This window comes from Burkholderia latens (assembly GCF_902499045.1).
Taxonomy (GTDB): Bacteria; Pseudomonadota; Gammaproteobacteria; order Burkholderiales; family Burkholderiaceae; genus Burkholderia; species Burkholderia latens.
Window position 1 is genome coordinate 72,632 of record NZ_CABVPL010000021.1, and the last position, 22,566, is coordinate 95,197.

The following is a 22,566-nucleotide window of genomic DNA, read 5'->3' on the forward strand; positions in this document are numbered from 1 at the left end:
CACGCTCGACCGCGCGTGCGGCGACGCTCACGCGCGGTGGTCGTTGTCGCGCATCAGCGCGAGCCGGTTGTAGAGCGTCTTCAGGCTGATGCCGAGCGCTTTGGCGGCTTGCGGCTTGTTGCCGCCGAAGTGTTCCAGCGTCGCGGCGATGAAGCGCTGCTGCACGTGGTGCAGCGTCGCGCCGAGCGGCAGCGCCATCGCACCGTCGGACGTGTGGTCGGGCTGCAGCGCCGGCTTCGGCAGCGCGATGTCGATGCCTTCGTCCGCGAGGATGTACGCGCGCTCGATCGTGTTGCGCAGCTCGCGTACGTTGCCGGGCCAAGAATACGCGCGCAATGCGGCGAGCGCCGCGTCGGTCAGCCGCTTGTGCGAGCGGTGCCGCGCGTTGAGCGCGTCGACGAACTCGTGCGCGATCGCCTCGACGTCGCCGCTGCGCTGGCGCAGCGGCGGCACGTACAGCGCGAAGGCGGCGAGACGGTAGAACAGATCCTCGCGCAGCCGCCCGTCGCACACGGCTTCGGCCGGATTGTGGCGGGTCGCGGACACGATGCGCACGTCGACTGGAATCGTTTCGGTGCCGCCGACGCGCACGATCGTGTTCGATTCGAGCGCGCGCAGCAGCTTGACTTGCAGCGACGCAGGCATTTCGGTGATCTCGTCGAGCAGCAGCGTGCCGCCGCATGCGGCTTCGAAGAACCCTTCGCGCTGCGCGATCGCGCCGGTGAAGCTGCCTTTCTCGTGACCGAACAGCTGCGCTTCGGCGATGTCCGCCGGAATCGCGCCGCAGTTGACCGGAACGAAAGGCCCGTTGCAGCGTCCGCTCAGATCATGCAGCCGGCGCGCGACGATGTCCTTCCCGACCCCGCTTTCACCGGCAATCATCACACTCGCGCGAGTCGGCGCGATTTTCTCGATACGGGTGAGCAACGTGCGCATCGCCGCGGAGCGGCCGGACAGCCGGCGCGCGTCGGCGCGTTGCTTCGGACGGTTTGCGGTTTCAGCCATAGGCGTCAGCGGGCCGTTTTGAAAATCGGCACCACGCATTCCCTTCGTTGCAATATTTATCATCGACAGCGGAACGGAAGGGAAGGTGCCGCGATATAGAAATTTCCAATGCCGGGCGCGTGCGCGCTAGAGATCGGCGATCGCAACGCAGCGTTGCCGGTTCCCGGCAGCGGACTCGGCCTGGCGGTGCGTTTTTACATTTCTCCGATAAACAAGCGCAAGTTATCCGCAATCTTTACCGTTTCATGCGCGGCGCACGCGGGGTCGAACGAACATGGACATTTCCGCGCCACGCGCGGCACGGCGACGCGGGCCGGGATGACGCGACGGGTACGCCCGTTGCGTGCCGACTGTCGCTCGCCCGGCACGCTTCGCGGCATGCCGACCGCAAAGGCCGCATGCCGTCCAGCAACGGCCGCCGGCGCGATGCAGGGAGACGATGAGGACCTTGACCCGTGAGCTGTTTCGGCAGGGTGCGTGGGTCGTGCTGGCCGTCGCGCTGGCGTCCGCGCTGCAGGCGTGGCCGATCCATGTCGTCGGCGTGCATGCGCCGTTTGCGCCGCTGCCTTTCTACGCCGCGGTCGCGGCCGCAGCCTGGCTGACGTCGTTCGTCGGCGGGCTCGCCGCGACGGCCGCGAGCGTCGCCGTGATCAGCGCGTTGTGGTGGCGGGCCGCGCCGCCGGCCGACTGGCTCGCGCAGGCGGGCGCGTTCGTCGCGATCAGTTTCATCGAATGCGTGCTGGTGACGGTCGTCAAACCGCTGCTGGCGAACGACCGGCTGCACGGGGCCGACGACGCCGACGAGGACGATGCCCGTTCGGTGCGGGCCGAGCCGGCGCCCGCCGCGCGCGCGCTCGACGACGTGCTGCTGCGGCGCGTGGTCGACGCATCGCCGGACGCGATCGTCGGCGTCGATGCGGCGCGGCGGATCACCAGCTGGAACCCGGCGGCACGCCGCATCTTCGGCATCGACGCCTCAGCCGTGATCGGGCGCGACGTCACGACGCTGATCGCGCCGCGCTGGCTGCGGCGGCATCCGGTTCCAGCTTCGTTCGCGCGCGCGCACGCGGCGGCCGGCCCGCTCGACATTCTGTGCGTGCGCCGCGACGGCACGTGCTTTCGCGCGACCTTCGCGGCATCGCCGATCGTCGATGCGCAAGGCAACTGCACCGGCATGTCGATCACGCTGCGCGACGCGCACGAGCGCCGCAACGACGAACGGCGCCACCTGCGTTCGTTGCGCGGCGCCCGCGACGCGCGCGTGCAGGCCGACGAAGCGAACCGGATGAAGGACGAGTTGCTGGCCACCGTGTCGCACGAGCTGCGCACGCCGCTGAACGTGATCTACGGCTGGGTCGAAGTGCTGCGCAGCGTCGAGGGTCAGGGCTTCGCGCATCAGGCGATCGACGCGATCGACCGCAGCGCGCGCTCGCTGTCGCGGATGGTCGGCGATCTGCTCGACGCATCGTCGCTCGCGACCGGCCGGATGCGGCTCGAACGTGCGCCGGTCGACCTGGTGCGGATCGTGCGCGACGCGGTGCGCGAAGTCGCCGGCACCGCGCAGGCGAACGGCCTCGAGCTGGCCACGCAGTGCGCACTGCCGACGTGCGTGATCTCGGCCGATGGCGAGCGCATGCGCCAGGTGCTGACGAACCTGCTGTCGAACGCGATCAAGTTCACGCCGGCGGGTGGTCGCATCACGGTATCGCTGGCCCGCGCCGGCGCGCGCGTGCGGCTGTCGGTCGCCGATACGGGGCAGGGCATTGCCGCGGAACGCCTGCCGCATCTGTTCGATACGTTCAACCGGCCGCAAGGCGCGTCGGCGTCGCCGAAACGCGGGCTCGGGCTCGGCCTGTCGATCGTGCGCAACATCGCACGGCTGCACGGCGGCGAGGTCACGGCGACCAGCGACGGCGCCGGACGCGGCACGACCGTGACGGTCACGCTGCCGGCGGAGTGGGGCGACGACGATTCGACGGGCCGCCCGCTGCGGCCGGGCGGCGCGTCGGCCGCCGTCGCGCTCGATGGCCAGCGCGTGCTCGTGGTCGACGACGACGCGACGTCGCTCGCGAGCCTCGCGGCGGCGCTCGAAACGCTCGGCGCGCAGGTGTCCACCGCGCGGTCGGGCCGCGATGCGCTCGGCGTGATCGCCCGGCAGCGCCCGAGCGTCGTGTTGTCCGATCTCGCGATGCCGGACGGCGACGGCTTCTGGCTGCTCGACCACATCCGCCACTTGCCGGACGGCGGCAGGCACGTGCCCGTCGTCGCGGTGACGGCGCACGCGGGCTCGGCCGACCGGAACCGCGTGATGGCCGCCGGCTTCGACGCGTATCTGTCCAAGCCGGTCGACATGCCGACGCTCGCCGGCGTAATCGCGGACGTGTCGCCCGTCGACACCGCATCCGGCGGCCAGCGCCGCCATTGAGGCAGGGCGCAGCCCGCTCAACCACACAGGGAGGCACGATGAGACGACCGGACCATACGCCGCGCGACGGCATCCGCGCCCGCGCCGCACGCGTCACACGCATCCTGCCGGTCGTGCCGATCGCGCGCATACTGTTGCTGTCGTGTGTGTGGATCGCGACGCCGCGCAGCGCGTCGGCTGACGAGAGCGTGCGGACGAAGCTCGCGAGCCAGGCGTCGGCGGTGGGCGGCCAGTTGCGCGATGCGACCCTTGCGTCCCGTATCCGGGCGGCGCTCGTCGCCGAGCGCGGGCTGGCCTCCGACGACATCGACGTGCAGGTCCACGGCCGCGTGGCCGAGCTGACGGGCAGCGTGCCCGACGAGCGGCAACATGCGACCGCGGTGCGCGTCGTGCACGACATCCCCGGCGTGAGCGGCGTGCGCGACAGGCTGCAAATCCGCCGGAAGTAACGTGATGCGCGGGCAAGCGTCGGGCCGGTCGGGCGTCGCGCGCCTTGCGGCCCTGCGCGGCACCGTGCAGGAGAGTTCGACATGGACACCATCATCGCGGGCCGTTTCTCGACGCTCGAGCAGGCGGAGCGTTGTGCCGCGCAACTGCGCGGCCACGCCATGCACCGGGACGACGTGAAGGTCTTCTTTCTCAACCCACCGGGGCAGCATGCGTTGTTCTGGCTGGGCGGCGACGTGTATGCGGATTCCGCGGCGCGCCCCGGCGGCCTCGGCGCGCTCGAAGGCGTGGGCATCGGCGCGGTCGTCGGGCTGGCCGGAGCCGCGCTGCTGTACCTGGGCGGGCTCCATTCGCCGCTTGCGTGGATCGGCGTGCCGCTGGTCGGCGGCTACGTCGGCGCGTTGTGCGGCGCGCTCGGCAAGATGCGCGGCGACGCGCCGGAAGGACACGGCGCGCTGAAGGAGTGCGAGAACGGTGTCGTACTCGCCGCGCACGTGACGCGCCGCACCGCGACGTTCGCGGAGCGCACGCTGCGGGCGGCCGGCGCGCTGTCGATCGAGCGCGTCGAGGGCGCGTGGAGCAACGGCGCGTGGACGGATTTCTTCACGTCCGCGCATCGTCCGGCATGACGGGCACGTTCATCAAGCGCGCGGCCGGACTGGATCGGACCGCGGCGAACGCGGTGCGGGGGCGACTGCCCGGCCGGCATGCGCGCCGCTCCGTCGTGCTCGCCGCCGCCGCATGCATGCTGGTATCAGGGATGTTCGCGGCGGCGTTCGGCGCGACAGGCAATGCGCCGGCGCCGCCAGCATCGTCGGTGCACGTCGCGCCGGGCGTGATTCGTCCCGGCGAGACGGCCGACGAAGCGGACATGACGCGGCGGCCGACCGGCATCGATGCCGAATTCGTCGACAAGGCCGGCATCATCGGCAAGACGGAACTGCAGGCGAGCCAGCTCGCGCTCGACCGCTCGTCGGACCCGGGCGTGAAGGCGTTCGCGCGCAAGATGCTCGACGATCACGACCGCATGACCACGGATTTGCGCAAGCTCGGTGCGCAGAAAGGCGTGCCGGTGCAGACGAAGATGCTGGTCGATCCGGCCGTGACGGCGCTGCGCGCCAGGACTGGGCGCGCATTCGACGCCGGGTATGTCGCGATCGCCGGGCCGGCGGCGCACGAAGCGGCGATCAGGCTGTACGAAACCGAAGCGCGCGACGGCCGCGACCCGCAGCTTCGCGCGTTCGCGGCCGCCGCGCTGCCGACGCTGCGTGCTCATCTGAGCGCCGCGCGCGAACTCGCGAAGTCGGTCGCGGCCGCGCACTGACCGGGACCGCGCCCGCGCACCCGCTCGTCAGTGTCGTCGTGTGTCGCTCTCCGGGCCGCCGGGCGATGCCTCGTACGGCGGCGAGTCGAGCGCCGTTTCGCCTTCCTCGATCAACCAGTACGGCGCAGCGCCGTAGTGCGCGTGCACCGCTTCGGCCCACGCCGGATCGGCCATCGACGGCCAACGGTCCTTGTCGAAGCCCGGCGCCTCGCGCACGCGCTCGGTCGGGACCGGCAGCACGAAGCAGCGGCGCTCGACGTCGAGCGTCAGCAGGCTCCACGGCACCGCGAGCAGCTTGTCGCCGATCCCGAGAAAGCCGCCCGACGACACGACCGCGTACGCGATCCGGCCGGCGCGCACGTCGAGCATGATGTTCGTGACCTTGCCGATGTCGTCGCCGTCGATCGTCAGCACGCGGTCGCCTTCCAGCGTGCCGGCGGCCATCACGTCCGGGCCGGGGCCGCCGGACGAGCGGCCGTTGTCGCCGACGATGCGCGAAGGTGTGTCGGTTGTCATCGCTTGCCTCCTGGTCGAAGCGGCGCAGCGCACGACGCGCGCGCGGCGCGGGTGAGAGGACGGCCGATCATTGGCGCCGCGGCAGCGACACGTCCTCGAGCGTGTTCGCCAGCTCGTCGCGGGCCGGCCCGCCCGCGCGTGTCGCGATGTCGCCCAGCGACACGATGCCGACGATCCGGTGCTGCGCGTCGAGCACGGGCATCCGGTGCAGTTGCACGTCGGCCATGCGTTTCTGCACGTCGCCGACGCCGTCGTCCTCGACGCACCACTGGACGGGTGCGGACGCGACGGCCTTCACCGGCGTGTCGGGCGAGTGCCCATGCGACAGCGCGCGCACCGCGAGGTCGCGGTCCGTGACGATCGCGACGAGTTCGTCGCCGTCGCAGACCGGCAGCACGCCGATGTCGAAGCGCTGCATCAATGCGGCCGCATGGCGAATCGTGTCGGTGGGCGCGACGCACACCACGTCGCGCGACATGATCTCGTTGACGCGATACATGAACGCCTCCTTAGTGAGCGAGACGATCCGGTAGCAGGACGCGTGCCGCATGCGGCCGGTACGCGTTGCGCGTGTGCGGCCGGGGCACGGAGAAATTTGCCAGCCGGGTTGTACATCTTCCACGGCGGCAGCCGTGGCGCGCGTCGATCAGTGGCCGACGCCCGTCATCACGACGATCGCGAATACCACCGCGCTCTCGATCGCGGCAAGCGCCGCGACGCCCGCGGCGCCGCTGACTTCGTTCCAGGCTCGTTCCATGCGTTTCATCACTTCACTCCGGTCGTGCCGGCCCGGCGCAGCGCTGCCGCGCGTCCAGGGCCGGGGTGCCGCCGTCAGCCGTGATCGCGGGGCGGTGGTGGGGCGTCGGGCTTGCGCTTGTCGCGTTCGCCGGACGGCTTGGCGGGGTCGATGCGGGTCGCGCCGCCGACGGCGGGCGGATCGCTGGCCGGGAACGTCTCCTCGAGCCCTTCGTCGATGCGCTCCTCCGTCTTGTCGTCGGACCGCTTGCGCGATGCGGCGAAGAGGCTGGGTCCGGCGGCCGGTGACACGGCGTCGCGGCGGCCGGTGGCGTGAGCGGTCATGATCGAACCTCCTTACGGATTGCAGGGGCGCAAGCGCCGTACCTGCGCGGACGCGCGGCATGACGCTTGCAGCCGTCGCGCGTCGGAGGCCGGCCAGCACATCGACAGACGCGCCGCGAGCCGCCGGCATGGACGAAAGGACATCGTGATGAACGACCCCACGAAAAGGATACGTTACGACGCGAACGCGTGCGGCGGCGATTTCGACGATGTGCGCGAGCGCTTCGACACCTGGAAGCGCGAATCGCGGGTCTATCGGCCCGAGCGGCGCGTGTTCGACGGCAAGGAAGAAGTGCGCGAGCTGAACCATACGGTCTACACGGGGCCCGCCAGCGCGCAGCGGGCGCTGGCCGCCCACTGCGCGCCGTCCGATCCGTTCGCGCTCGCGGTCCGGCTCGCCGCCGAAGGGCGGACGATATGGCTCGTGATGGCCGCTTACGACGCATGACCGGCTGCGTCGCACGCGCGAACGGGCACGGTGATTGCGTACGGTCGCCGCGCCAATCGACACGCGCGAGCCGCCGCGCAGGAGCGACATGAACACGCCATCCATGCTGCACCGTCCCGAACCGACGCCCGACGTCGATCCCGACCCGACGCTGCCCGAGCACGACGATCCGGTCGATCCGCCCGTGCCGCCGGGCCCGCCGCACGGCGATCCGCCGTCGCAGCCGTCGCCGATGCGAATGCCGGGACCGCGCAGCGGACCGCCGCCGGCCGCGCGATCACTGAAAGGAGGACCATCATGGACATTCACGTGCAATCTCCGGACAAGCGCGCGATCGCTCAGGTGCTGGGCCGCTATTTCGAATCGCGTTCGTTGCGTTACCACATCGAGGAACTGCCGGGCGGCGTGCTGCATATCGGCTTTCGCGCCAGCGGCCGGCCGGTCGCCGTCACCGTGTCGTTCGACGATTCCGCGTACGACACCTATACGCACTGGGACGCGAGCCAGAAGCAGCTTGCGCTCGGCCGGCTCGCCGACGGGTTTTCGCGGATGATGTCGACCCGCAGCCCCGCCGCGCTCGCCGGCGACTATCACGTCGAACGTTTCTGAATCCGCAATTTTCCGCCGGCTCGTGCCGGAAACCGGCAAAGTGCCCGTGCTCGACGGGCGCTTTGCGGCTTCACGCGCGTCGCGTAGGATGTTCACTTATTCAGCGCACGCTACGTTCGCGCCGTCGACCGTCTGCCGATGCAGCCGGACAGACGCGACGCGTTTTCCTTCAGGCGCCTTCAGCGCAACCGACGGAGACCATCTTGATGACCGTTGCTCGCCCGTTGCTGTCACCCGGTACTCGCCGCTTCGTCACGGGCCTGTCGGCCTTCGCCGCACTCATGGCCGCCGGCGCCCGCGATGCGTCGGCCCAGACGCCTTCGCCGCTCGGCGAGTGGCAGTACTCGGCGGGCGTCCCGCTGCAGAAGCTGTTCGATCCGAACGTGCGTACGTGGCAGGTGAGCGTCGGCGCGGCGATGACGCTGCAGCCGCGCTACGCGGGCTCCGACCGCTATCGCGTGATGGGCGGCCCGAACCTCGACATCCGCTATCGCGACCTGTTCTTCCTGTCGACCGGCGACGGGCTCGGCGCGAACGTGCTGCGCGGGCCGAACTGGCGCGTGAGCCTGTCGGTCGGCTATGACCTCGGACGCCGCTCCGCCGACGATCTCGATCACCTGAACGGCCTCGACAACATCAACGCGGCCCCGGTGATGAAACTCGCGGCCGATTACGTGATCTCGAAGGAATTTCCGCTCGTGTTGCGTGCCGACGTGCGGCGCAGCATCGGCGGCTCGAACGGCTGGGTCGGCGATTTCTCCGCGTACATGCCGATGCCGGGCAGCAACGAGCACTTCTTCTGGTTCGCCGGGCCGACGGTGTCGTTCGCCGACTCGCGCTACATGAACGGCTGGTTCGGCGTGAACCCGGGCGCGTCCGCGCGTTCCGGGCTGCCGGCTTATTCGGCGAGCGCCGGGATGAAGTCGTTCGGCGCCGGCGTGACGATGGTCTGGTTCGTCAACAAGCACTGGTTCGTGACGATGGATGGCGCGATCGAACAGCTCGTCGGCCGCGCCCGGCGCAGCCCGATCACGCAGCAGTCGACGAACGGCGTGTTCGACATGTCGGTCAATTACCAGTTCTGAGCCACCCGGCCTTGCGGTGCCGAAGCCGGGGCGGCTGCGCAGTGCGGTCCGCGTGCGGCGTTTTCCGGCACATTTGATATGATTCGAACCTGTACAAACGTACAGTGATCGATCCCCCGTGACGCCTGCATCGCCGACGCCCCCGGCGTTTTACTACCTGACCAATTTCGAACGCGCGCTGGCCTGGCTCGGCGAGCGTTACGACGACCTGCTCGACGTGCACGAGCACGCGTTTCTCGCGCAGTTCGCGCAGTTGCCGAAAGCGTCGCGCGCGCTGCTCGTGCGGATGCTGATGCGCACCGCCACCGACTTCCGCGCGAGCAAGCTCGTGTACGACGAAATCGGCAGCACGCTCGCGGCCGCCGCGCCGCTCGTCGAACTCGACTGGGTCGATCCGGCCCCCGCGCTCACGCTCGACGAACTGTTCGCGCTGTCGACCAAGGCGGATCTGCTGAAGATGTTCCCGTCGCTTGCCGCGCACGCCGGCGAGCGCAAGCCCGACTGGCTCGAACGGCTGCGGCCCGGGCACGCCGTCGCGCAGCCGCTCGACGCGTGGTGCGCACAGGCCGACGATCGCGTGCTGCGCGTGACCGTCGGCGCGCTGTGCGACCGGCTGCGGCTGATGTTCTTCGGCAATCTGCATCAGGACTGGAGCGAATTCGTGCTCGCCGATCTCGGCGTGTTCCAGTACGAAAGCGTGCCGATCGCGCCGTCGTCGCGCGCGTTCCAGCACCGCGACGACGTCGATGCGTACCTCGCGCTGCAAGCGTGCCGCGAAGCGCTCGGCGGGTGGCCCGACGATCTGCCGTTCGACGACTTGCTGCACGCGATCGATGCGGTCCGCTGCACGCAGCCGTGGCTCGCGACGCGTCGCGCGAAGCTGCTGTTCGCGCTCGGGCAGGCCTGCGAACGGCGCGGCGACTGGAACGCCGCGCTCGACGCGTATGCGCGCAGCGAGTGGCCGGGCAGCCGACACCGGCGCATTCGCGTGCTCGAGCGCTGCGGGCGCGACGACGACGCGCTCGCGCTGGCGCTCGACGCGCGCGGCGCATTCGAGAGCGACGAGGAGCGCCAGCGTGTCGAACGGATGCTGCCGCGCCTGCAGCGCCGTCTCGGGCAGCCGGTCGAACGAGCGGCCGCCGCGCCCGGCGCGCCGCGCGAGACGCTCGTGCTGGCGCGCCCGGAGGCGTTCGTCTGCGTCGAATTCGCAGTGCGCGACCATCTCGCCCAGCCCGACGCGCCGGTGCATTACGTCGAGAACACGCTGATCAATTCGCTGTTCGGTCTGCTGTGCTGGGAGCCCGTGTTCGCGGCCGTGCCCGGCGCGTTCTTCCACCCGTTCCAGCGCGGGCCGGCCGATCTGCACGCGCCCGATTTCGCGCTGCGCCGCGCCGACGCGTTTGCCGCGTGCTTCGCGCAACTCGATTCGGGCGCGTACCGCGACACGATTCGCCTGCACTACGCGACGAAGATGGGGCTGCAATCGCCGTTCGTGTTCTGGGGCGTGCTGACCGACGAGCTGCTCGACCAGGCGCTCGCTTGCCTGCCGCCCGAGCATCTGCGGTTGTGGTTCACGCGCCTGCTCGCGGACGTTCGCAGCAACCGTTCGGGGCTGCCCGACCTCGTGCGGTTCTGGCCCGGCGAGCGGCGCTACGAGCTGATCGAGGTGAAGGGGCCCGGCGATCGCCTGCAGGACAACCAGACACGCTGGCTCGCGTACTGCATCGCGCACGGGATGCCGGTGCGTGTCGTCGATGTCGAATGGGCGGGCTCGGGCGTCGGTATCGGGCAGGCCGAAGCGGCGGGGCTGTCGGCATGAGCTATGTCGTCGCGGTGCGCGCGATGTGCGAGTTCACCGCGCGGCGCGGCGATCTCGATCTGCGCTTCACGCCCGCGCCGACCGCGCTCGAAGGCATCGCCGGTCATGGCGCCGTCACGTCGAAACGCGGCGCGCGCTACGAAACCGAGATCGCGCTCACCGGCACCTGGGGCACGCTCACCGTGCGCGGGCGCGCCGACGGCTACGACCCGGTCGCGAACCGGCTCGACGAAATCAAAACCTACCGCGGCAGCCTCGACGCGATGCCGGGCAATCATCGCGCGCTGCACTGGGCGCAAGCGAAAGTCTATGCGCACCTGATGTGCGAGGCCCGCGGCCTTGCGGAAATCCACGTCGCGCTCGTGTATTTCGACATCGTGTCCGAGCGCGAGACGGTACTGACGGAAACGCTGAGCGCAAGCGCGCTCGCCGCGTTCTTCGCCGAGCAGTGCGCGTGCTTCGTCGGCTGGGCCGAGCGCGAGAGCGCGCATCGAACCGCGCGCGATGCGGCGCTGCGGGCGCTGACGTTTCCGCACGGGCAGTTCCGCAGCGGCCAGCGCGAGCTCGCCGTGTCTGTCTATCGGGCCGCGCGCGACGAACGCTGCCTGATGGCGCAGGCGCCGACCGGCATCGGCAAGACGCTCGGCACGATATTCCCGTTGCTGAAGGCGTGCGGCGAGGGCGAGCTCGATCACGTGTTCTTCCTGACCGCGAAGACGCCCGGCCGCGCGCTCGCGCTCGAGGCGGCGACGACGCTCGGCGCCGGTACGCCGGCGCTGCCGCTGCGCGTGCTCGAACTCGTCGCGCGCGACAAGGCGTGCGAGCATCCGGACCGCGCGTGTCACGGCGAATCGTGCCCGCTCGCGCAGGGCTTCTACGACCGGCTGCCGGCCGCGCGCGATGCGGCGATCGGTGCGGGACTGCTCGATCGCGGCACCGTACGCGCGGCCGCACTCGCGCACGACGTCTGTCCGTACTACCTCGCGCAGGAGCTCGCGCGCTGGTCGGACATGGTGATCGGCGACTACAACTACTACTACGACGGCAGCGCGATGCTGCACACGCTCGCGCAGCAGAACCAGTGGCGCGTCGGCGTGCTCGTCGACGAAGCGCACAACCTGCTCGATCGCGCCCGCAAGATGTACAGCGCGTCGCTCGACCCGTTCGCGTTCGCGGCCGCGCGCGAAGCGGCGCCCGCGGCGCTGCGCAAGGCGTTCGACCGGCTCGCACGCGCGTGGGGTGCGCTCAATCGCGCGCAGGCCGAGCGTTACGCCGCGTATCCGGACATTCCCGGCCCGATCGTGTCGGCGGTCCAGAACCTCGTCGCGGCGATCGGCGAACACCTGATCGATGCGCCGCGCGCGAACGACGATGCGCTGCTGCGTTTTCATTTCGAGGCGATCCAGTTCGGCGTGTTGGCCGACGCGTTCGACAGCGCGTCGATCTTCGACGCGATGCTGCACGGCGAGCCGACGCCGCGCCAGGCGGGGTTCGACGGCGTCGCGCCGGCCGGCCGCCGGCGTCGCATCCAGTCGACGCTGTGCGTGCGCAACGTGATTCCGGCCGGCTTTCTCGCACCGCGCTACGAAGCCGCGCGCGCGACCGTGCTGTTTTCCGGCACGCTGAGCCCGTTTCACTTCTATCGCGACACGCTCGGGCTGCCGGCCGATACGGGCTGGCTCGACGTCGACGGGCCGTTTCGCGCCGAGCAACTGACCGTGCGCGTCGCGAGCCATGTGTCGACCCGCTGGCGCGATCGCGACCGTTCGCTCGAGCCGATCGTGGACCTGATCGCCGCGCAGTATGCGGCGCGGCCCGGCAACTATCTCGGTTTTCTCAGCAGCTTCGACTATCTCGGGCGCGTCGTCGCACTGATGCAGGCGCGCCATCCGGACGTGCCCGTGTGGGCGCAGGCGCCCGGCATGGCAGAAAGCGAGCGCGACGCGTTTCTTGCGCGCTTCGACACGGGCGGACGCGGGGTAGGCTTCGCGGTGCTCGGCGGCGCGTTTTCCGAAGGTGTGGACCTCGTCGGCGAGCGGCTGATCGGTGCGTTCATCGCGACGCTCGGGCTGCCGCAGGTCAACGACGTCAACGAGCAGATGCGGCGCGCGATGGACGCGCGTTTCGGCAACGGCTACGACTACATGTACCTGTATCCGGGCTTGCAGAAGGTCGTGCAGGCGGCCGGGCGCGTGATCCGCACCGAGCACGACGAGGGCGTCGTGCATCTGATCGACGATCGCTACCGGCGGCGCGAGGTGCGCGATCTGTTGCCGCGATGGTGGCGGATCCGGTGATGCCGTCGCGCAGGCCGGGTGTCGTAAGCGTGGCTACTGCGGCTACAACACGTTCAGCATTGCCAGCGCGGTTTCCTGCAGATGCGGAAGCACGCGCCGCACGGCCGCGTCGGTCGATTCCGCGCCGATCGGCATGTTCGTGCTCAGCGCGGCGACGACTTCGCCGTGACGATTCTTCAGCGGCACCGCGATGCCGCGCACGCCGACCTGCAATTGCTGCTCGATCACCGCGAAGCCCGCGTCGCGCGCGCGGTCGACCTGTTCGAGCAGGCGCGGCTTGTTCGTGATCGTGTGCGGCGTGAACGGCGCGAGTTCGGTCTCGTCGAGCCACGCGCGGACGGCCTCGCGATCCGGATGATGCGCGAGCAGCACGACGCCGGGCGACGTCAGCGGGGCCGGCACGCGTGCGCCGAGCACGAAGCCGGTCGTCATCACGCGCGACACGCCGTTGCGGGCGATGAACACGAGATCCCAGCCGTCGAGCACGCTCACGTACGCCGATTCGTTCAGCGACGCGCTCAGTTGCTGCAGATACGGCTGGACCGTGCGCGGCAGGCGTGCCGAATCGAAATACGACCAGCCGACCCGCAATACGCGCGGCGTGAGGCCGTACAGCTTGCCGTCGGAATAGACGTAGCCGAGCGATTCGAGCGTCAGCAGGTAGCGGCGCGCGGCCGTGCGGGTGAGGCCGGTGCGGGCCGCGGCCTCGGTGGGCGTCATGCGTGCGTGCTGGCTGTCGAACGCTTCGAGGATCATCAGTCCTTTTTCGAGGCCGGCAATCCAGTCGCGTCGGTCGAGGTCGGGCTTTTTCGTCATCGCGGGCGGGCAGGGTGCGCGATATTCGCGCGGGAGTGGGCGATTATCGCGCGAATTCAAGGGTAACGGTGTAATGGGAGAGCAGTCGATCCGCCTTGCTCGTCAATCGGATCGTGCAGATATAGCGTTCGTTACGTCAATGCTACTGCTGCCGTTGAGGCGCTTCAGGGGCACGCTGCGCCGCGATTGCAGGTTCAGGCGGGATGACCGAGCGCCTCGCACTGAGCCGGCCGGGGAGTGCGGGCTCGGCACGCTCCAGCTTACCGCTGTTCATAACGCAGCCCGGCAATGCGCCATCGCGCGTCGATCACGTACCACTGTTCGACGAAATCGAACCGCGAATCGATTGCCTGGTTGATCCAGACCGACCCGATGCCCGTTATCGTCGCCGATTGCCAGCGCACGACGATCTGCTTGGTCTCGTCCCGGTATTCGATATCCAGGCTGTCCGGCGCGCGCTCGGCCGCCACGATGCGCATTCGCGCAAGAAATTGCGCTTTCGTGCGAATGCGAACCTCGTGCTGGACAAAGAAGTACGGGCTTGCGACGAAAGCGAGTTGTTCGACGTCGGCGCGGCGATACGCATCGATCCAGACGTCGCGCATCTGCGCCAGGGTGAAGCGAGGTTCCATAAGCGTTGCATTTTCCTGATGAAGCGCGGGAGCGCGGTTTTTGGCGGTATCCGCCGGGCCAGGAAGGCAGCCTATGGCCGGAGCTTACGTCTCGGCAATTGGACAGATCCGAATCTGCTTTTCCGCGAGCGGGAACAAGTCGTCGGATCGTGGGAGTAGACGTCCCGACGACGCCTCATCGGGCTGGCGTGGACTGCGGGGAGAGGAGTGAAGCAGCACGAGGTGCGCTCAGGTGAACCGATGGCAGCCGATGGCAGCGCATTACGCGGCCGCTCATCGAAGCGGCCGATACGGCAGGAAGGTGCAAGAACAGGGATGCGGCGCGACCATGACGCGCGCCGCATCGGTACGAACCTTACTCGCTGCTCGTCCACTCGACGTTCGCACCGACCGAACGCAGGTTTTCGACGAAATGCGGATGCGCGCGGCGAATCGGCAGCGCATTCATGATTTCCGAGCGGCCCTCGATGCTCGCGGCCACCATCAGCAACGCGATCGCGACACGGATGATGTACGGGCTCTCGACGCGCGCCGGCGTCAACTGCAGCCCGCCGAACGTGATCAGCCGGTGCGGATCCGACAGCAGCACGTGCGCGCCGAACTTCGACAGTTCGCCCGACCAGCCGAGCGCGCCGTCGTACACCTTGTTCCAGAACATCGCGCTGCCTTCCGCGCGCACGCCGAGCGCGATGAAGATCGGCAGCAGGTCGACCGGCAGGTACGGCCACGGCGCGGCTTCGACCTTGGTCAGGATGTTCTGCGTGAACGGCCTGCGCACGCGCAGTGGGCCGTCGCGTTCCGCGCGCGACCAGCCGTCGCGATGCGTGACGTTCACGCCGAACTTCGCGAACGTGCGGTCGATCAGCGGGAAATGCTCCGGCGACGAGTTGCGGACCCTGATGTCGCCGCCCGTGATCGCACCGAGCGCGAGGAACGTCGCGATCTCGTGGAAATCCTCGGCGAAGCGGAATTCGCCGCCGCCGAGCTTGCCGCCGCCCGTCACGCACAGGCGCGACGTGCCGATGCCTTCGATCGCGACGCCGATCATCGCGAGGAACTGGCTGAACTCCTGCACGTGCGGCTCGGACGCCGCGTTCATCAGCGTCGACGTGCCGCTCGCCGCGGTCGCGCACAACGCGAAGTTCTCGGTAGTCGTGACGGACGCGTAGTCGAGCCAGTGATCGTTGGCTGTCAGCGGGCCGTCGGCACGGACGATCAGCGAATCGGGCGTGCGCTCGATGTGCGCGCCGAAGCGCTCGAACACCTCGACGTGCGGATCGATTTCGCGCACGCCGAGCGTGCAGCCCTTCACGTCGTTTTCGAGGCGCGCGACGCCGAAACGCGCGAGCAGCGGCGGAATCAGCATGATCGACGAGCGCATCGCTTCGGGCAGGCGATGAACGGCCGGGTCGAACGTGGTGTTGCGGTGGTGGAGATCGAGGATGCCGGTCGTGAAGTCGACCGACACGTCGCTGCCGAGCGTGCGGAAGATGTCGAGGATCTTGCGCACGTCGGTGATGTCCGGCACGCCGACGAGGCGCAGCGGCTGATCGGTCAACAGGGTGGCGCACAGGATCGGCAGGACGGCGTTCTTGTTCGCGGACGGCTTGATGTCCCCGCGCAGCGGGGTGCCGCCGTGGACGATGAGATTCGACATGATATGGGGGCGTATCGGTGACTGACGTAGGCCCATATGATGCCATTGGTCGGCGGCCGGCGTGGAATGTTCGGAGCGGAAAAAGGGCTTCCGCGCGCACGATTGACGGTGTTTGACGTTGGGCGGAGCGGCTCGCCGTAACCGGCACCCGTGGTTGAAATGGCCGGCCGCGAGTCGGGCCGGCCATCCGGTCGCGCGATCACTGCGCTGCCCGCATCCGCGCGGCGACGACCAGCGAGATCAGGCAGCCCACCGCGAGATAGCCGGCGACGAGATGCCACGAACCGCCGGCCAGGCTGACCAGCGCCACCGCGATGAACGGCGTGAATCCGCCGCCGACCACGCTCGCGAACTGATAGCCGACGCCCGCGCCGCTGTAGCGGTATTCCGCGCCGAACAGCTCGGTGAAAAGCGGCTGCTGGACGCTCACGACCATGTCGTGCGCGGCATTGGCCAGCAGGATCGAGAACAGCACGATCCATGCGATCGAGCGCGACTCCAGCGCGACGAAGAACGGCACCGCCGATGCAAGGCCGATCAGCGCGCCGACCAGGTAGATGCGGCGCAGCCCGAAGCGGTCGGCGAGCCACGCGAAGCACGGGATCGTCACGCAGCTGACCGCGCCGACCAGCAGGCCGATGTTCAGGAACAGGTCGCGCGACAGGCCGAGGTTCGACGTCGAATAGCTGAGCGCGAACGCGGTGACGATATACATCGTGAACAGCTCGGCGAGCCGCAGCGCGACGATCAGCACAAACGCCTTCGGATGGCGCGTCAGCGCCTCGAGCACCGGCAGGCGCAGCTTGCGGTTGCCGTGTTCGACCTTTTCGATGAACTCCTGCGACTCGTCCATGCTCTTGCGCACCCACAGCCCGATCAGCACCAGCACGATGCTGAACACGAACGGCAGGCGCCAGCCCCACGACTTGAACGCGGCCTCGCCGAGCGTATGGCTCAGGATCGACACGATTCCGGTGGCCAGCACGAGCCCGACGCCATAGCCGACCTGCACGCCGCTGCTGTAGAACGCCTTCTTCCGCTTCGGCGCGCTCTCGACGGCCATCAGCGCCGCACCGCCCCATTCGCCGCCGACCGCGAAGCCCTGGATCGCGCGCATCAGCACCAGCAGCACGGGCGCCCACCAGCCGATCGTCGCGAAGGTCGGCAACAGGCCGATCGCGACGGTCGACAGCCCCATCAGCATCACGGTCAGCACGAGCATCCGCTTGCGGCCGAGCCGGTCGCCGTAATGGCCGAACACGACGCCGCCGAGCGGACGGAACAGGAAACCGACGCCGAAGGTCGCGAACGCCGCGAGCGTGCCCATCGTCGGGCCGACCTTCGGGAAGAACTCGGAATTGAACACGAGCGCGGCGACGATCCCGTACAGCAGGAAGTCGTACCAGTCGACGACGGCGCCGACAAAGCTGCCGATTGCGGCCTTGCGGGCCTGACTGCGCGCGCGTGCGCTCGCGGCCGCATCGAGGGTGTCGAAGGTGGGGGTCATGGCGGAGTCTCCTGGCACGGCGCATCGCGGAATCGTGGCGGCGCCGCGCCTGACGCTGCATTAAGTCAAAGGCGAAGGGAGAACGGAGGATAGGGCGCGCGCTCTGTCCCTGCAATCGGCCGATCGGCCAGCGCGAGCGATTATCGTTCGATTGCGTGCGATCATCGAACGATTTTGGGGTTTGCACCAGGCGAGCGGCCGATATCCCGTTCAGCCAGGGTGTGCCGCCGTGAACGATCTGGTTAAAATCGGGACCATCAAAACCTCGCCCGGATCGGGCGGATGTCCGGCCGCCACACGATCGGCCGGGCGTGCCGCGCACGCCGGGCGTCATCCCCATCCAACGCATGCCCCCGGAGACTGGAATGCCCGGCACTTCCCACCCCCTGTCCAGCGATACGCCGCCCGTTGCCGATCCGGCCGCCAATCCGCTAGGGATGGCCGGACTCGAATTCGTCGAATTCGCGGCACCGGTGCCGGACGCGCTCGCGCAACGCTTCGAGCAACTCGGGTTCAAGGCGGTCGCGCGCCATGTCAGCAAGAACGTCACGCTGTATCGGCAAGGGCAGATGCAGTTCCTGATCAACGCCGAGCCCGATTCCTTCGCGGCGCGCTACGCGGAGGAATACGGAATGGGCGTCTGCGCGATCGGGCTGCGCGTGGCCAGCGCGCGGCGCGCGTTCGAGCGCGCGATCGAGCTCGGCGCGTGGGCGTTCGAGGGCGAGCGCATCGGGGTCGGCGAGCTGAAGATTCCCGCGATCCAGGGAATCGGCGATTCGCACCTCTATTTCGTCGACCGCTGGCGCGGGCGCGGCGGCCAGCGGGGCGGCGTCGGCGACATCTCGATCTTCGACATCGATTTCCGGCCGATCGACATCGCGACCGCGCATGCCGATCTCCACTGCGCGGGCACGGGCCTGCAGCAGGTCGACCACTTCACGCAGACGGTCGGCGCCGGGCGCATGCGCGAATGGCTCGACTTCTACCACGACCTGCTGCACTTCCGCGAAATCCATGAAATCGACGCGCACTGGCATGTGTCGGAAGAATCGCGCGTGATGGTGTCGCCGTGCGGCGCGGTGCGGATTCCGGTCTATGAAGAAGGCACGCGCCGCACCGAGCTGATGCATGCGTATTTGCCGGACCATCCGGGTGAAGGCGTCCAGCATGTCGCGCTGGCGACCGACGACATCCTCGCGAGCGTCGATGCGCTGCGTGCGAACGGCGTCGAGTTCATCGAGCCGCCGGCGCGCTATTACGACGAGGTCGATGCGCGGCTGCCGGGGCATGGTGTCGATCTCGATGCGCTGCGCAGCCGCGCGGTGCTGGTCGACGGCGAAGTCGGCAGCGACGGCGTGCCGCGCCTGTTCTTCCAGACCTTCGTCAAACGCCGGCCCGGCGAAATCTTCTTCGAGATCGTGCAGCGGCAGGGGCACCACGGGTTCGGAGAAGGCAACCTCGCAGCGCTCGCGCGCGCACGCGACGCCGGTTGAGCGGCGACGGTCGCAGCAGCGCGAGCGATCACGCCGATCTTGCAGACTGCGCGAACACGGCCGATCGCATCGAACATACGTTGCAGCATCTCGATCGGGAACGCCGGGCGATCCGCCGCGTCCGCGCCGCATGCGCCGCAGCGACGGCTGTTCAACGGTGACGGCAGCTCGCTCGGCGGATAGCCGAGCGAGCGCGCGGAATCGGCGAAGCGCCGGCGCATAGTCGGGCCGGAACGCGCAACCGAGTTGCGCATGCCGCTAATCGGCCGCTGCCAGCTTGCGCGCGTGGCGGCGCATCCCGTCGAAGATCGCATCGGCCACGTCCATCGGGAAATCCGCGGGAAGGCGCGACGCGACGTCGGCGATCACCGGCTCCGTGCGTGCCGCCACGCCGGCCATCGCCGCGCGTACGTCGTCCTCGGTCAGGCCGACGCGCGCACCTTGCGCGATCCAGTGGCGCGGCTGGATGTCGCCGATCACGTAATGGCGGTTCTTGCCGCACACGGCCATCGCGAGCCGTGCGCGGCGCGGTGGCAGCTGATTGCGCCGCGTGCCGATGATCGGATGCGCGGACAGCACGTCGTACAGCGGCGTGCTGCGATACGTGTTGCCCGGCAGGTGCGCGATGCTGAAATTCTTCGCGTGGCCGTCGATCGCCGCGAGCACCCAGAACACGAGCTGCGTGACGAAGAAGTTGATCCGGTCCTGCGCGGCCTCGGCCGAATTCGCGAGGATGCCCATGATCGTCGCGATGCCCGGGCCGCCGTCGGATTCGTATTTCGCGCCGGACGGCGTACCGGTCGCCTGGCACATGTCCTCCTGCGGCAGCCGCAGGATCCACGTGCCGTCGCGCGACGGCCGGCGATCGAAGCGCTCGACGATCAGCGCCTTCTGATCCTCGAAGCGGCCGATGTCGCATGCGGCGACGGGCAGGCCGTAGCCGGCGACGATCTTCGAACACAGCCATTCGTTCTCGACCGACGTGCGCATGTCGGCCTGCATGTTGCCGACGCGTCCCAGCGGCAGCTTGAAGATATGCGTGGTCGGCGTGCTGCCGGACGGCAGCAGCCAGCGATTGCCGTGGCGCAGCAGCGCGGTCTTTTCCTGTGCACCGGCGATCGACAGGCGCAGCTCGCCGTCGGGCTCCGCGTGGCCGGGCAGCGGTGCGGCGGTCGCGTGACGCAGCACGTCGGCGACGGCCGAGTCGTCGAGTACGGCGCCATTAATCGCCTGCAGGTCGGCCGGTGCGTCGTCGGGCGGCAACAGCTGCAGCGCACCGACGCAATCGCGGCCGATCGACGCGAGCAGCTCGAACGGCGTGGTCGACCCGAGCCGGTAGCGCTGCGCGATACGGCGGCGGATCGGCTGGCTGTCCGGCAGCAGGTTGTCGAAATAATCGGCGACGATCGCGCCCTGGTGCGGCTGGTTGCCGGGCGTGAACGGCAACGATAGCGACAGCGGACGCCCCTGCGGATCGTCGACCCACGCCGGCAGGTACACGAGGCGCTCGACGCCGCGCCGGACTTCCCAGTAGCCGACCGCGATGCCGTTCATCCACAGGCCGAGGCGGTCGTGGCGAGGGCGGCGGGCCATCGTCACCAGTCCTCCCGCTTGGTGTCGCGAGGCTTGCGCGGCGCCGCGGCGGCGGCGCGCTTTCGCTCGGCGGCGGATCGCGCGTTCGCCGCGGCTGGCGGGCGGGCCGGTGGATCGGACGTATCGGACGAACGCCGTCGCGCGGCCGCCACACGCTTGGCCGTGGGCGCGGGCGCCGTGTCGGGCGGCGATGCGACGTCCGGCGTAGCGGGCTCGAGCGTCAGGCGAACGCCGAGCACGTTCAGCACCTTGAAGAGCCTGTCGATGCTGACCGCGGACGGATTCGCTTCGAGCTGCGCGTACGACTGCTGCGTCACGCCGAGGCGGGCGGCGAGCTGCGCCTGCGTGAACCCCGCCGACTTCCGGAAGCCGACGAGGATCGGGCGCAACTGGCTCAAGGTCTGGACAGGGAATGCCATAGGCTCTCCGCGAGATGACAGGCGATCGCTTGTATTGGAAAAATACAGTCTATGGTATGTATCGTCAAAATACAAACCATAAACTGTATTTGATAAAAACAAATGATAGCCTGTCAGACGGACATTCGCCGAGCGCCGGTAGCCCACTATCACGCGGCCCGCAGCGGGCGCCAATGCGCGGCGCGCACGCATCTGGGCGCGACGTCTCGAAGACGGACGTGATTCAAGCGACGCTCGGGCCGATCCTGCCGGGGAGTGCGGCGCTTTCGGCGTGACGGACGTCGCGCGCTGTACAGCCCTACATCGGTTGACGACGCACGCGTTCGTCTGCCGGCACATTGGCGATGGTCAACGTGCGGCGTACGGCGATACGGTCGATACGTGCTGTTGCAGAAGACGCTCGTGCAGTGCGAGCCTCGTTCGTTTCATGAGCCGCCGGCAAAGGCGAGCGGCACCTACACTGCGCGTGGCCGAAACTTGCGCTTCATCAGGTCTCACGTCGTCACAATCCCCGCGTCGAACGATTTACCCACGCCGACAATGCGGGCCATTGCGCGCAACCGCGCCGGATGAATCCGGCGCCCGTCCGAATCACCACGACGCCGATCGCAACCGCCGCGACATCGTCGAGCCGGCCCAGGCCGACCCACGCGGCACACGTCGCCAGCGCCGCCAGCAACGCGGACAGCGCGTCGCTCCGCACATGCCAGCCGCTCGCTTCGAGCAGCGCCGAGCCGGTTTCGCGAGCCTTGCACAGCATCCAGCGCGACAGCGCGGCCTTGCCTGTCAACGTGAAGGCGATCAGCGCGACCGTCATCGCATCGGGTTGCACTGCGGGCGGCGCATCCAACCGGCTCGCCGCATGCCAGATCATTTGCACGCCCGTCGCGACCAGCAACGCACCGAGCCCCGCCAGCGCGAGCGGCTCGTACGCCGGGCGCCGTTCCGGCGGCAGACGCGCGTCGAGCCGGCAGGCTACGAGTATCAGTGTGTCGGCAGCGAGATCGATCGCAGCGTGTGCAACGTCGGCAAACAGCCCGGACGAATGTGCGGACCATGCCGCGACCGCCTCCGCAACGAGCAACAGCAGGTTGATCGCGAGACTGACAGCGAGAACGCGGGACGTGGCCGCATAAACGTGGGGCATGGCACGCGAGGTGCGTTGCATGGCGGATTTGTCTGTCGAAAGAGTGAGCAGCCTGGAACGCTACCGGTTGCCGATTGCACGGACGTGACAGCGACGGGGAGCAGAGGCGCGGTCAAGCGGCAAAGCGTGCCGCGGACCGCGGGCCACGGCCGAGGACTGGCCGCCACTACGGCGACTCGATTCTTGACGGCGCTCAGCGGGCGGGGCAGTCGGAATGTGAGCCGGACGCGGCCACGCAACAGGTGAA

Annotated in this window: 21 protein-coding genes; 11 read left to right on the plus strand and 10 right to left on the minus strand. The window is 69.0% G+C overall.

Annotated elements, in window-relative coordinates; translation table 11 throughout:
- Positions 1-27: 27 nt before the first annotated feature.
- The gene (locus BSE24067_RS16460) at positions 28-1,068 is read right to left on the minus strand and encodes a sigma-54 interaction domain-containing protein (RefSeq protein WP_151065988.1); all 1,041 of its coding nucleotides are present in this window, start codon (positions 1,066-1,068) and stop codon (positions 28-30) included.
- A 376-nt stretch (positions 1,069-1,444) separates the two neighbouring features.
- Here BSE24067_RS16460 and BSE24067_RS16465 point away from each other — a divergent pair, with 376 nt between their 5' ends.
- From BSE24067_RS16465 to BSE24067_RS16480, 4 genes are all read left to right on the plus strand, one after another.
- Positions 1,445-3,430: a hybrid sensor histidine kinase/response regulator gene (locus BSE24067_RS16465; protein ID WP_151065989.1), complete on the plus strand. Its 1,986-nt coding sequence runs from the start codon at positions 1,445-1,447 to the stop codon at positions 3,428-3,430.
- A gap of 38 nt (positions 3,431-3,468) precedes the next feature.
- A complete protein-coding gene (locus tag BSE24067_RS16470) occupies positions 3,469-3,879 on the plus strand; it encodes a BON domain-containing protein (protein ID WP_151065990.1) in 411 nt (136 codons plus the stop codon).
- Between the two features lie 81 nt (positions 3,880-3,960).
- Entirely contained in the window at positions 3,961-4,506 is a 546-nt protein-coding gene (locus tag BSE24067_RS16475; RefSeq protein ID WP_151065991.1) for a hypothetical protein, read from the plus strand.
- Between the two features lie 116 nt (positions 4,507-4,622).
- The gene (locus BSE24067_RS16480; protein ID WP_244130464.1) at positions 4,623-5,201 is read left to right on the plus strand and encodes a DUF4142 domain-containing protein; all 579 of its coding nucleotides are present in this window, start codon (positions 4,623-4,625) and stop codon (positions 5,199-5,201) included.
- Positions 5,202-5,228: 27 nt separating this feature from the next.
- Here the strand turns inward: BSE24067_RS16480 and BSE24067_RS16485 are convergent, their stop codons facing one another.
- From BSE24067_RS16485 to BSE24067_RS16495, 3 genes are all read right to left on the minus strand, one after another.
- Entirely contained in the window at positions 5,229-5,717 is a 489-nt protein-coding gene (locus BSE24067_RS16485) for a PRC-barrel domain-containing protein (RefSeq protein ID WP_151065992.1), read from the minus strand.
- Positions 5,718-5,784: 67 nt separating this feature from the next.
- Positions 5,785-6,216: a CBS domain-containing protein gene (locus BSE24067_RS16490; protein WP_151065993.1), complete on the minus strand. Its 432-nt coding sequence runs from the start codon at positions 6,214-6,216 to the stop codon at positions 5,785-5,787.
- A 332-nt stretch (positions 6,217-6,548) separates the two neighbouring features.
- On the minus strand, positions 6,549-6,797 hold the full coding sequence (locus tag BSE24067_RS16495; protein ID WP_151065994.1) for a hypothetical protein: 249 nt from the start codon (positions 6,795-6,797) through the stop codon (positions 6,549-6,551).
- A 148-nt stretch (positions 6,798-6,945) separates the two neighbouring features.
- Between BSE24067_RS16495 and BSE24067_RS16500 the strand changes: the two genes are divergently transcribed.
- From BSE24067_RS16500 to BSE24067_RS16520, 5 genes are all read left to right on the plus strand, one after another.
- Complete coding sequence (locus BSE24067_RS16500) at positions 6,946-7,245, plus strand: hypothetical protein (RefSeq protein ID WP_151065995.1); 300 nt, start codon at positions 6,946-6,948, stop codon at positions 7,243-7,245.
- A 297-nt stretch (positions 7,246-7,542) separates the two neighbouring features.
- On the plus strand, positions 7,543-7,854 hold the full coding sequence (locus tag BSE24067_RS16505) for an ATP-binding protein (protein ID WP_096498664.1): 312 nt from the start codon (positions 7,543-7,545) through the stop codon (positions 7,852-7,854).
- 206 nt (positions 7,855-8,060) lie between these two features.
- Positions 8,061-8,939 carry a MipA/OmpV family protein gene (locus BSE24067_RS16510; protein WP_151065996.1) on the plus strand — a complete coding sequence of 293 codons (879 nt, stop codon included), beginning with the start codon at positions 8,061-8,063 and terminating at the stop codon, positions 8,937-8,939.
- Between the two features lie 118 nt (positions 8,940-9,057).
- On the plus strand, positions 9,058-10,758 hold the full coding sequence (locus tag BSE24067_RS16515; protein WP_151065997.1) for a VRR-NUC domain-containing protein: 1,701 nt from the start codon (positions 9,058-9,060) through the stop codon (positions 10,756-10,758).
- The gene (locus BSE24067_RS16520; protein WP_151065998.1) at positions 10,755-13,055 is read left to right on the plus strand and encodes an ATP-dependent DNA helicase; all 2,301 of its coding nucleotides are present in this window, start codon (positions 10,755-10,757) and stop codon (positions 13,053-13,055) included. Before BSE24067_RS16515 ends, BSE24067_RS16520 begins: the two co-directional genes overlap by 4 nt.
- Before the next feature lie 42 nt (positions 13,056-13,097).
- Here BSE24067_RS16520 and BSE24067_RS16525 read toward each other — a convergent pair whose 3' ends face one another.
- The gene (locus BSE24067_RS16525; RefSeq protein ID WP_151065999.1) at positions 13,098-13,871 is read right to left on the minus strand and encodes an IclR family transcriptional regulator domain-containing protein; all 774 of its coding nucleotides are present in this window, start codon (positions 13,869-13,871) and stop codon (positions 13,098-13,100) included.
- A gap of 203 nt (positions 13,872-14,074) precedes the next feature.
- Here BSE24067_RS16525 and BSE24067_RS16530 point away from each other — a divergent pair, with 203 nt between their 5' ends.
- Entirely contained in the window at positions 14,075-14,662 is a 588-nt protein-coding gene (locus BSE24067_RS16530; RefSeq protein ID WP_174904798.1) for a hypothetical protein, read from the plus strand.
- 196 nt (positions 14,663-14,858) lie between these two features.
- Here the strand turns inward: BSE24067_RS16530 and BSE24067_RS16535 are convergent, their stop codons facing one another.
- Positions 14,859-16,160: a UDP-N-acetylglucosamine 1-carboxyvinyltransferase gene (locus tag BSE24067_RS16535; protein ID WP_151066001.1), complete on the minus strand. Its 1,302-nt coding sequence runs from the start codon at positions 16,158-16,160 to the stop codon at positions 14,859-14,861.
- Between the two features lie 199 nt (positions 16,161-16,359).
- Positions 16,360-17,667, minus strand: a complete 1,308-nt coding sequence (shiA, locus tag BSE24067_RS16540; RefSeq protein ID WP_151066002.1) for a shikimate transporter — start codon at positions 17,665-17,667, stop codon at positions 16,360-16,362.
- Positions 17,668-18,032: 365 nt separating this feature from the next.
- On the opposite strand from shiA, the gene BSE24067_RS16545 reads away from it, so the two are divergent.
- Positions 18,033-19,160 carry a 4-hydroxyphenylpyruvate dioxygenase family protein gene (locus BSE24067_RS16545; protein WP_151066003.1) on the plus strand — a complete coding sequence of 376 codons (1,128 nt, stop codon included), beginning with the start codon at positions 18,033-18,035 and terminating at the stop codon, positions 19,158-19,160.
- 258 nt (positions 19,161-19,418) lie between these two features.
- On the opposite strand, the gene BSE24067_RS16550 is transcribed toward BSE24067_RS16545, so the two are convergent.
- The 3 genes from BSE24067_RS16550 to BSE24067_RS16560 all read right to left on the minus strand — a co-directional run bounded on the left by BSE24067_RS16550 (position 19,419) and on the right by BSE24067_RS16560 (position 22,340).
- Positions 19,419-20,753, minus strand: coding sequence for a type II toxin-antitoxin system HipA family toxin (locus tag BSE24067_RS16550; protein WP_151066004.1), 1,335 nt, complete (start codon positions 20,751-20,753; stop codon positions 19,419-19,421).
- Between the two features lie 2 nt (positions 20,754-20,755).
- A complete protein-coding gene (locus BSE24067_RS16555; protein ID WP_151066005.1) occupies positions 20,756-21,172 on the minus strand; it encodes a helix-turn-helix domain-containing protein in 417 nt (138 codons plus the stop codon).
- Positions 21,173-21,674: 502 nt separating this feature from the next.
- On the minus strand, positions 21,675-22,340 hold the full coding sequence (locus tag BSE24067_RS16560) for a cation diffusion facilitator family transporter (RefSeq protein ID WP_151066006.1): 666 nt from the start codon (positions 22,338-22,340) through the stop codon (positions 21,675-21,677).
- Positions 22,341-22,566 lie beyond the last annotated feature (226 nt).

Excerpts from the sequence above, each read along its gene's own strand:
- BSE24067_RS16545 (WP_151066003.1), top strand. The coding sequence starts at position 18,033 with ATGCCCGGCACTTCCCACCCCCTGTCCAGCGATACGCCGCCCGTTGCC.
- BSE24067_RS16510 (WP_151065996.1), top strand. The coding sequence starts at position 8,061 with ATGACCGTTGCTCGCCCGTTGCTGTCACCCGGTACTCGCCGCTTCGTC.
- BSE24067_RS16495 (WP_151065994.1), bottom strand. The coding sequence starts at position 6,797 with ATGACCGCTCACGCCACCGGCCGCCGCGACGCCGTGTCACCGGCCGCC.
- BSE24067_RS16460 (WP_151065988.1), bottom strand. The coding sequence starts at position 1,068 with ATGATAAATATTGCAACGAAGGGAATGCGTGGTGCCGATTTTCAAAAC.
- BSE24067_RS16470 (WP_151065990.1), top strand. The coding sequence starts at position 3,469 with ATGAGACGACCGGACCATACGCCGCGCGACGGCATCCGCGCCCGCGCC.
- BSE24067_RS16520 (WP_151065998.1), top strand. The coding sequence starts at position 10,755 with ATGAGCTATGTCGTCGCGGTGCGCGCGATGTGCGAGTTCACCGCGCGG.
- BSE24067_RS16465 (WP_151065989.1), top strand. The coding sequence starts at position 1,445 with ATGAGGACCTTGACCCGTGAGCTGTTTCGGCAGGGTGCGTGGGTCGTG.
- BSE24067_RS16525 (WP_151065999.1), bottom strand. The coding sequence starts at position 13,871 with ATGACGAAAAAGCCCGACCTCGACCGACGCGACTGGATTGCCGGCCTC.
- BSE24067_RS16505 (WP_096498664.1), top strand. The coding sequence starts at position 7,543 with ATGGACATTCACGTGCAATCTCCGGACAAGCGCGCGATCGCTCAGGTG.
- BSE24067_RS16480 (WP_244130464.1), top strand. The coding sequence starts at position 4,623 with ATGCTGGTATCAGGGATGTTCGCGGCGGCGTTCGGCGCGACAGGCAAT.
- BSE24067_RS16475 (WP_151065991.1), top strand. The coding sequence starts at position 3,961 with ATGGACACCATCATCGCGGGCCGTTTCTCGACGCTCGAGCAGGCGGAG.
- BSE24067_RS16560 (WP_151066006.1), bottom strand. The coding sequence starts at position 22,340 with ATGCAACGCACCTCGCGTGCCATGCCCCACGTTTATGCGGCCACGTCC.
- BSE24067_RS16555 (WP_151066005.1), bottom strand. The coding sequence starts at position 21,172 with ATGGCATTCCCTGTCCAGACCTTGAGCCAGTTGCGCCCGATCCTCGTC.
- BSE24067_RS16485 (WP_151065992.1), bottom strand. The coding sequence starts at position 5,717 with ATGACAACCGACACACCTTCGCGCATCGTCGGCGACAACGGCCGCTCG.
- shiA (WP_151066002.1), bottom strand. The coding sequence starts at position 17,667 with ATGACCCCCACCTTCGACACCCTCGATGCGGCCGCGAGCGCACGCGCG.
- BSE24067_RS16490 (WP_151065993.1), bottom strand. The coding sequence starts at position 6,216 with ATGTATCGCGTCAACGAGATCATGTCGCGCGACGTGGTGTGCGTCGCG.
- BSE24067_RS16535 (WP_151066001.1), bottom strand. The coding sequence starts at position 16,160 with ATGTCGAATCTCATCGTCCACGGCGGCACCCCGCTGCGCGGGGACATC.
- BSE24067_RS16530 (WP_174904798.1), top strand. The coding sequence starts at position 14,075 with ATGACCGAGCGCCTCGCACTGAGCCGGCCGGGGAGTGCGGGCTCGGCA.
- BSE24067_RS16550 (WP_151066004.1), bottom strand. The coding sequence starts at position 20,753 with ATGGCCCGCCGCCCTCGCCACGACCGCCTCGGCCTGTGGATGAACGGC.
- BSE24067_RS16500 (WP_151065995.1), top strand. The coding sequence starts at position 6,946 with ATGAACGACCCCACGAAAAGGATACGTTACGACGCGAACGCGTGCGGC.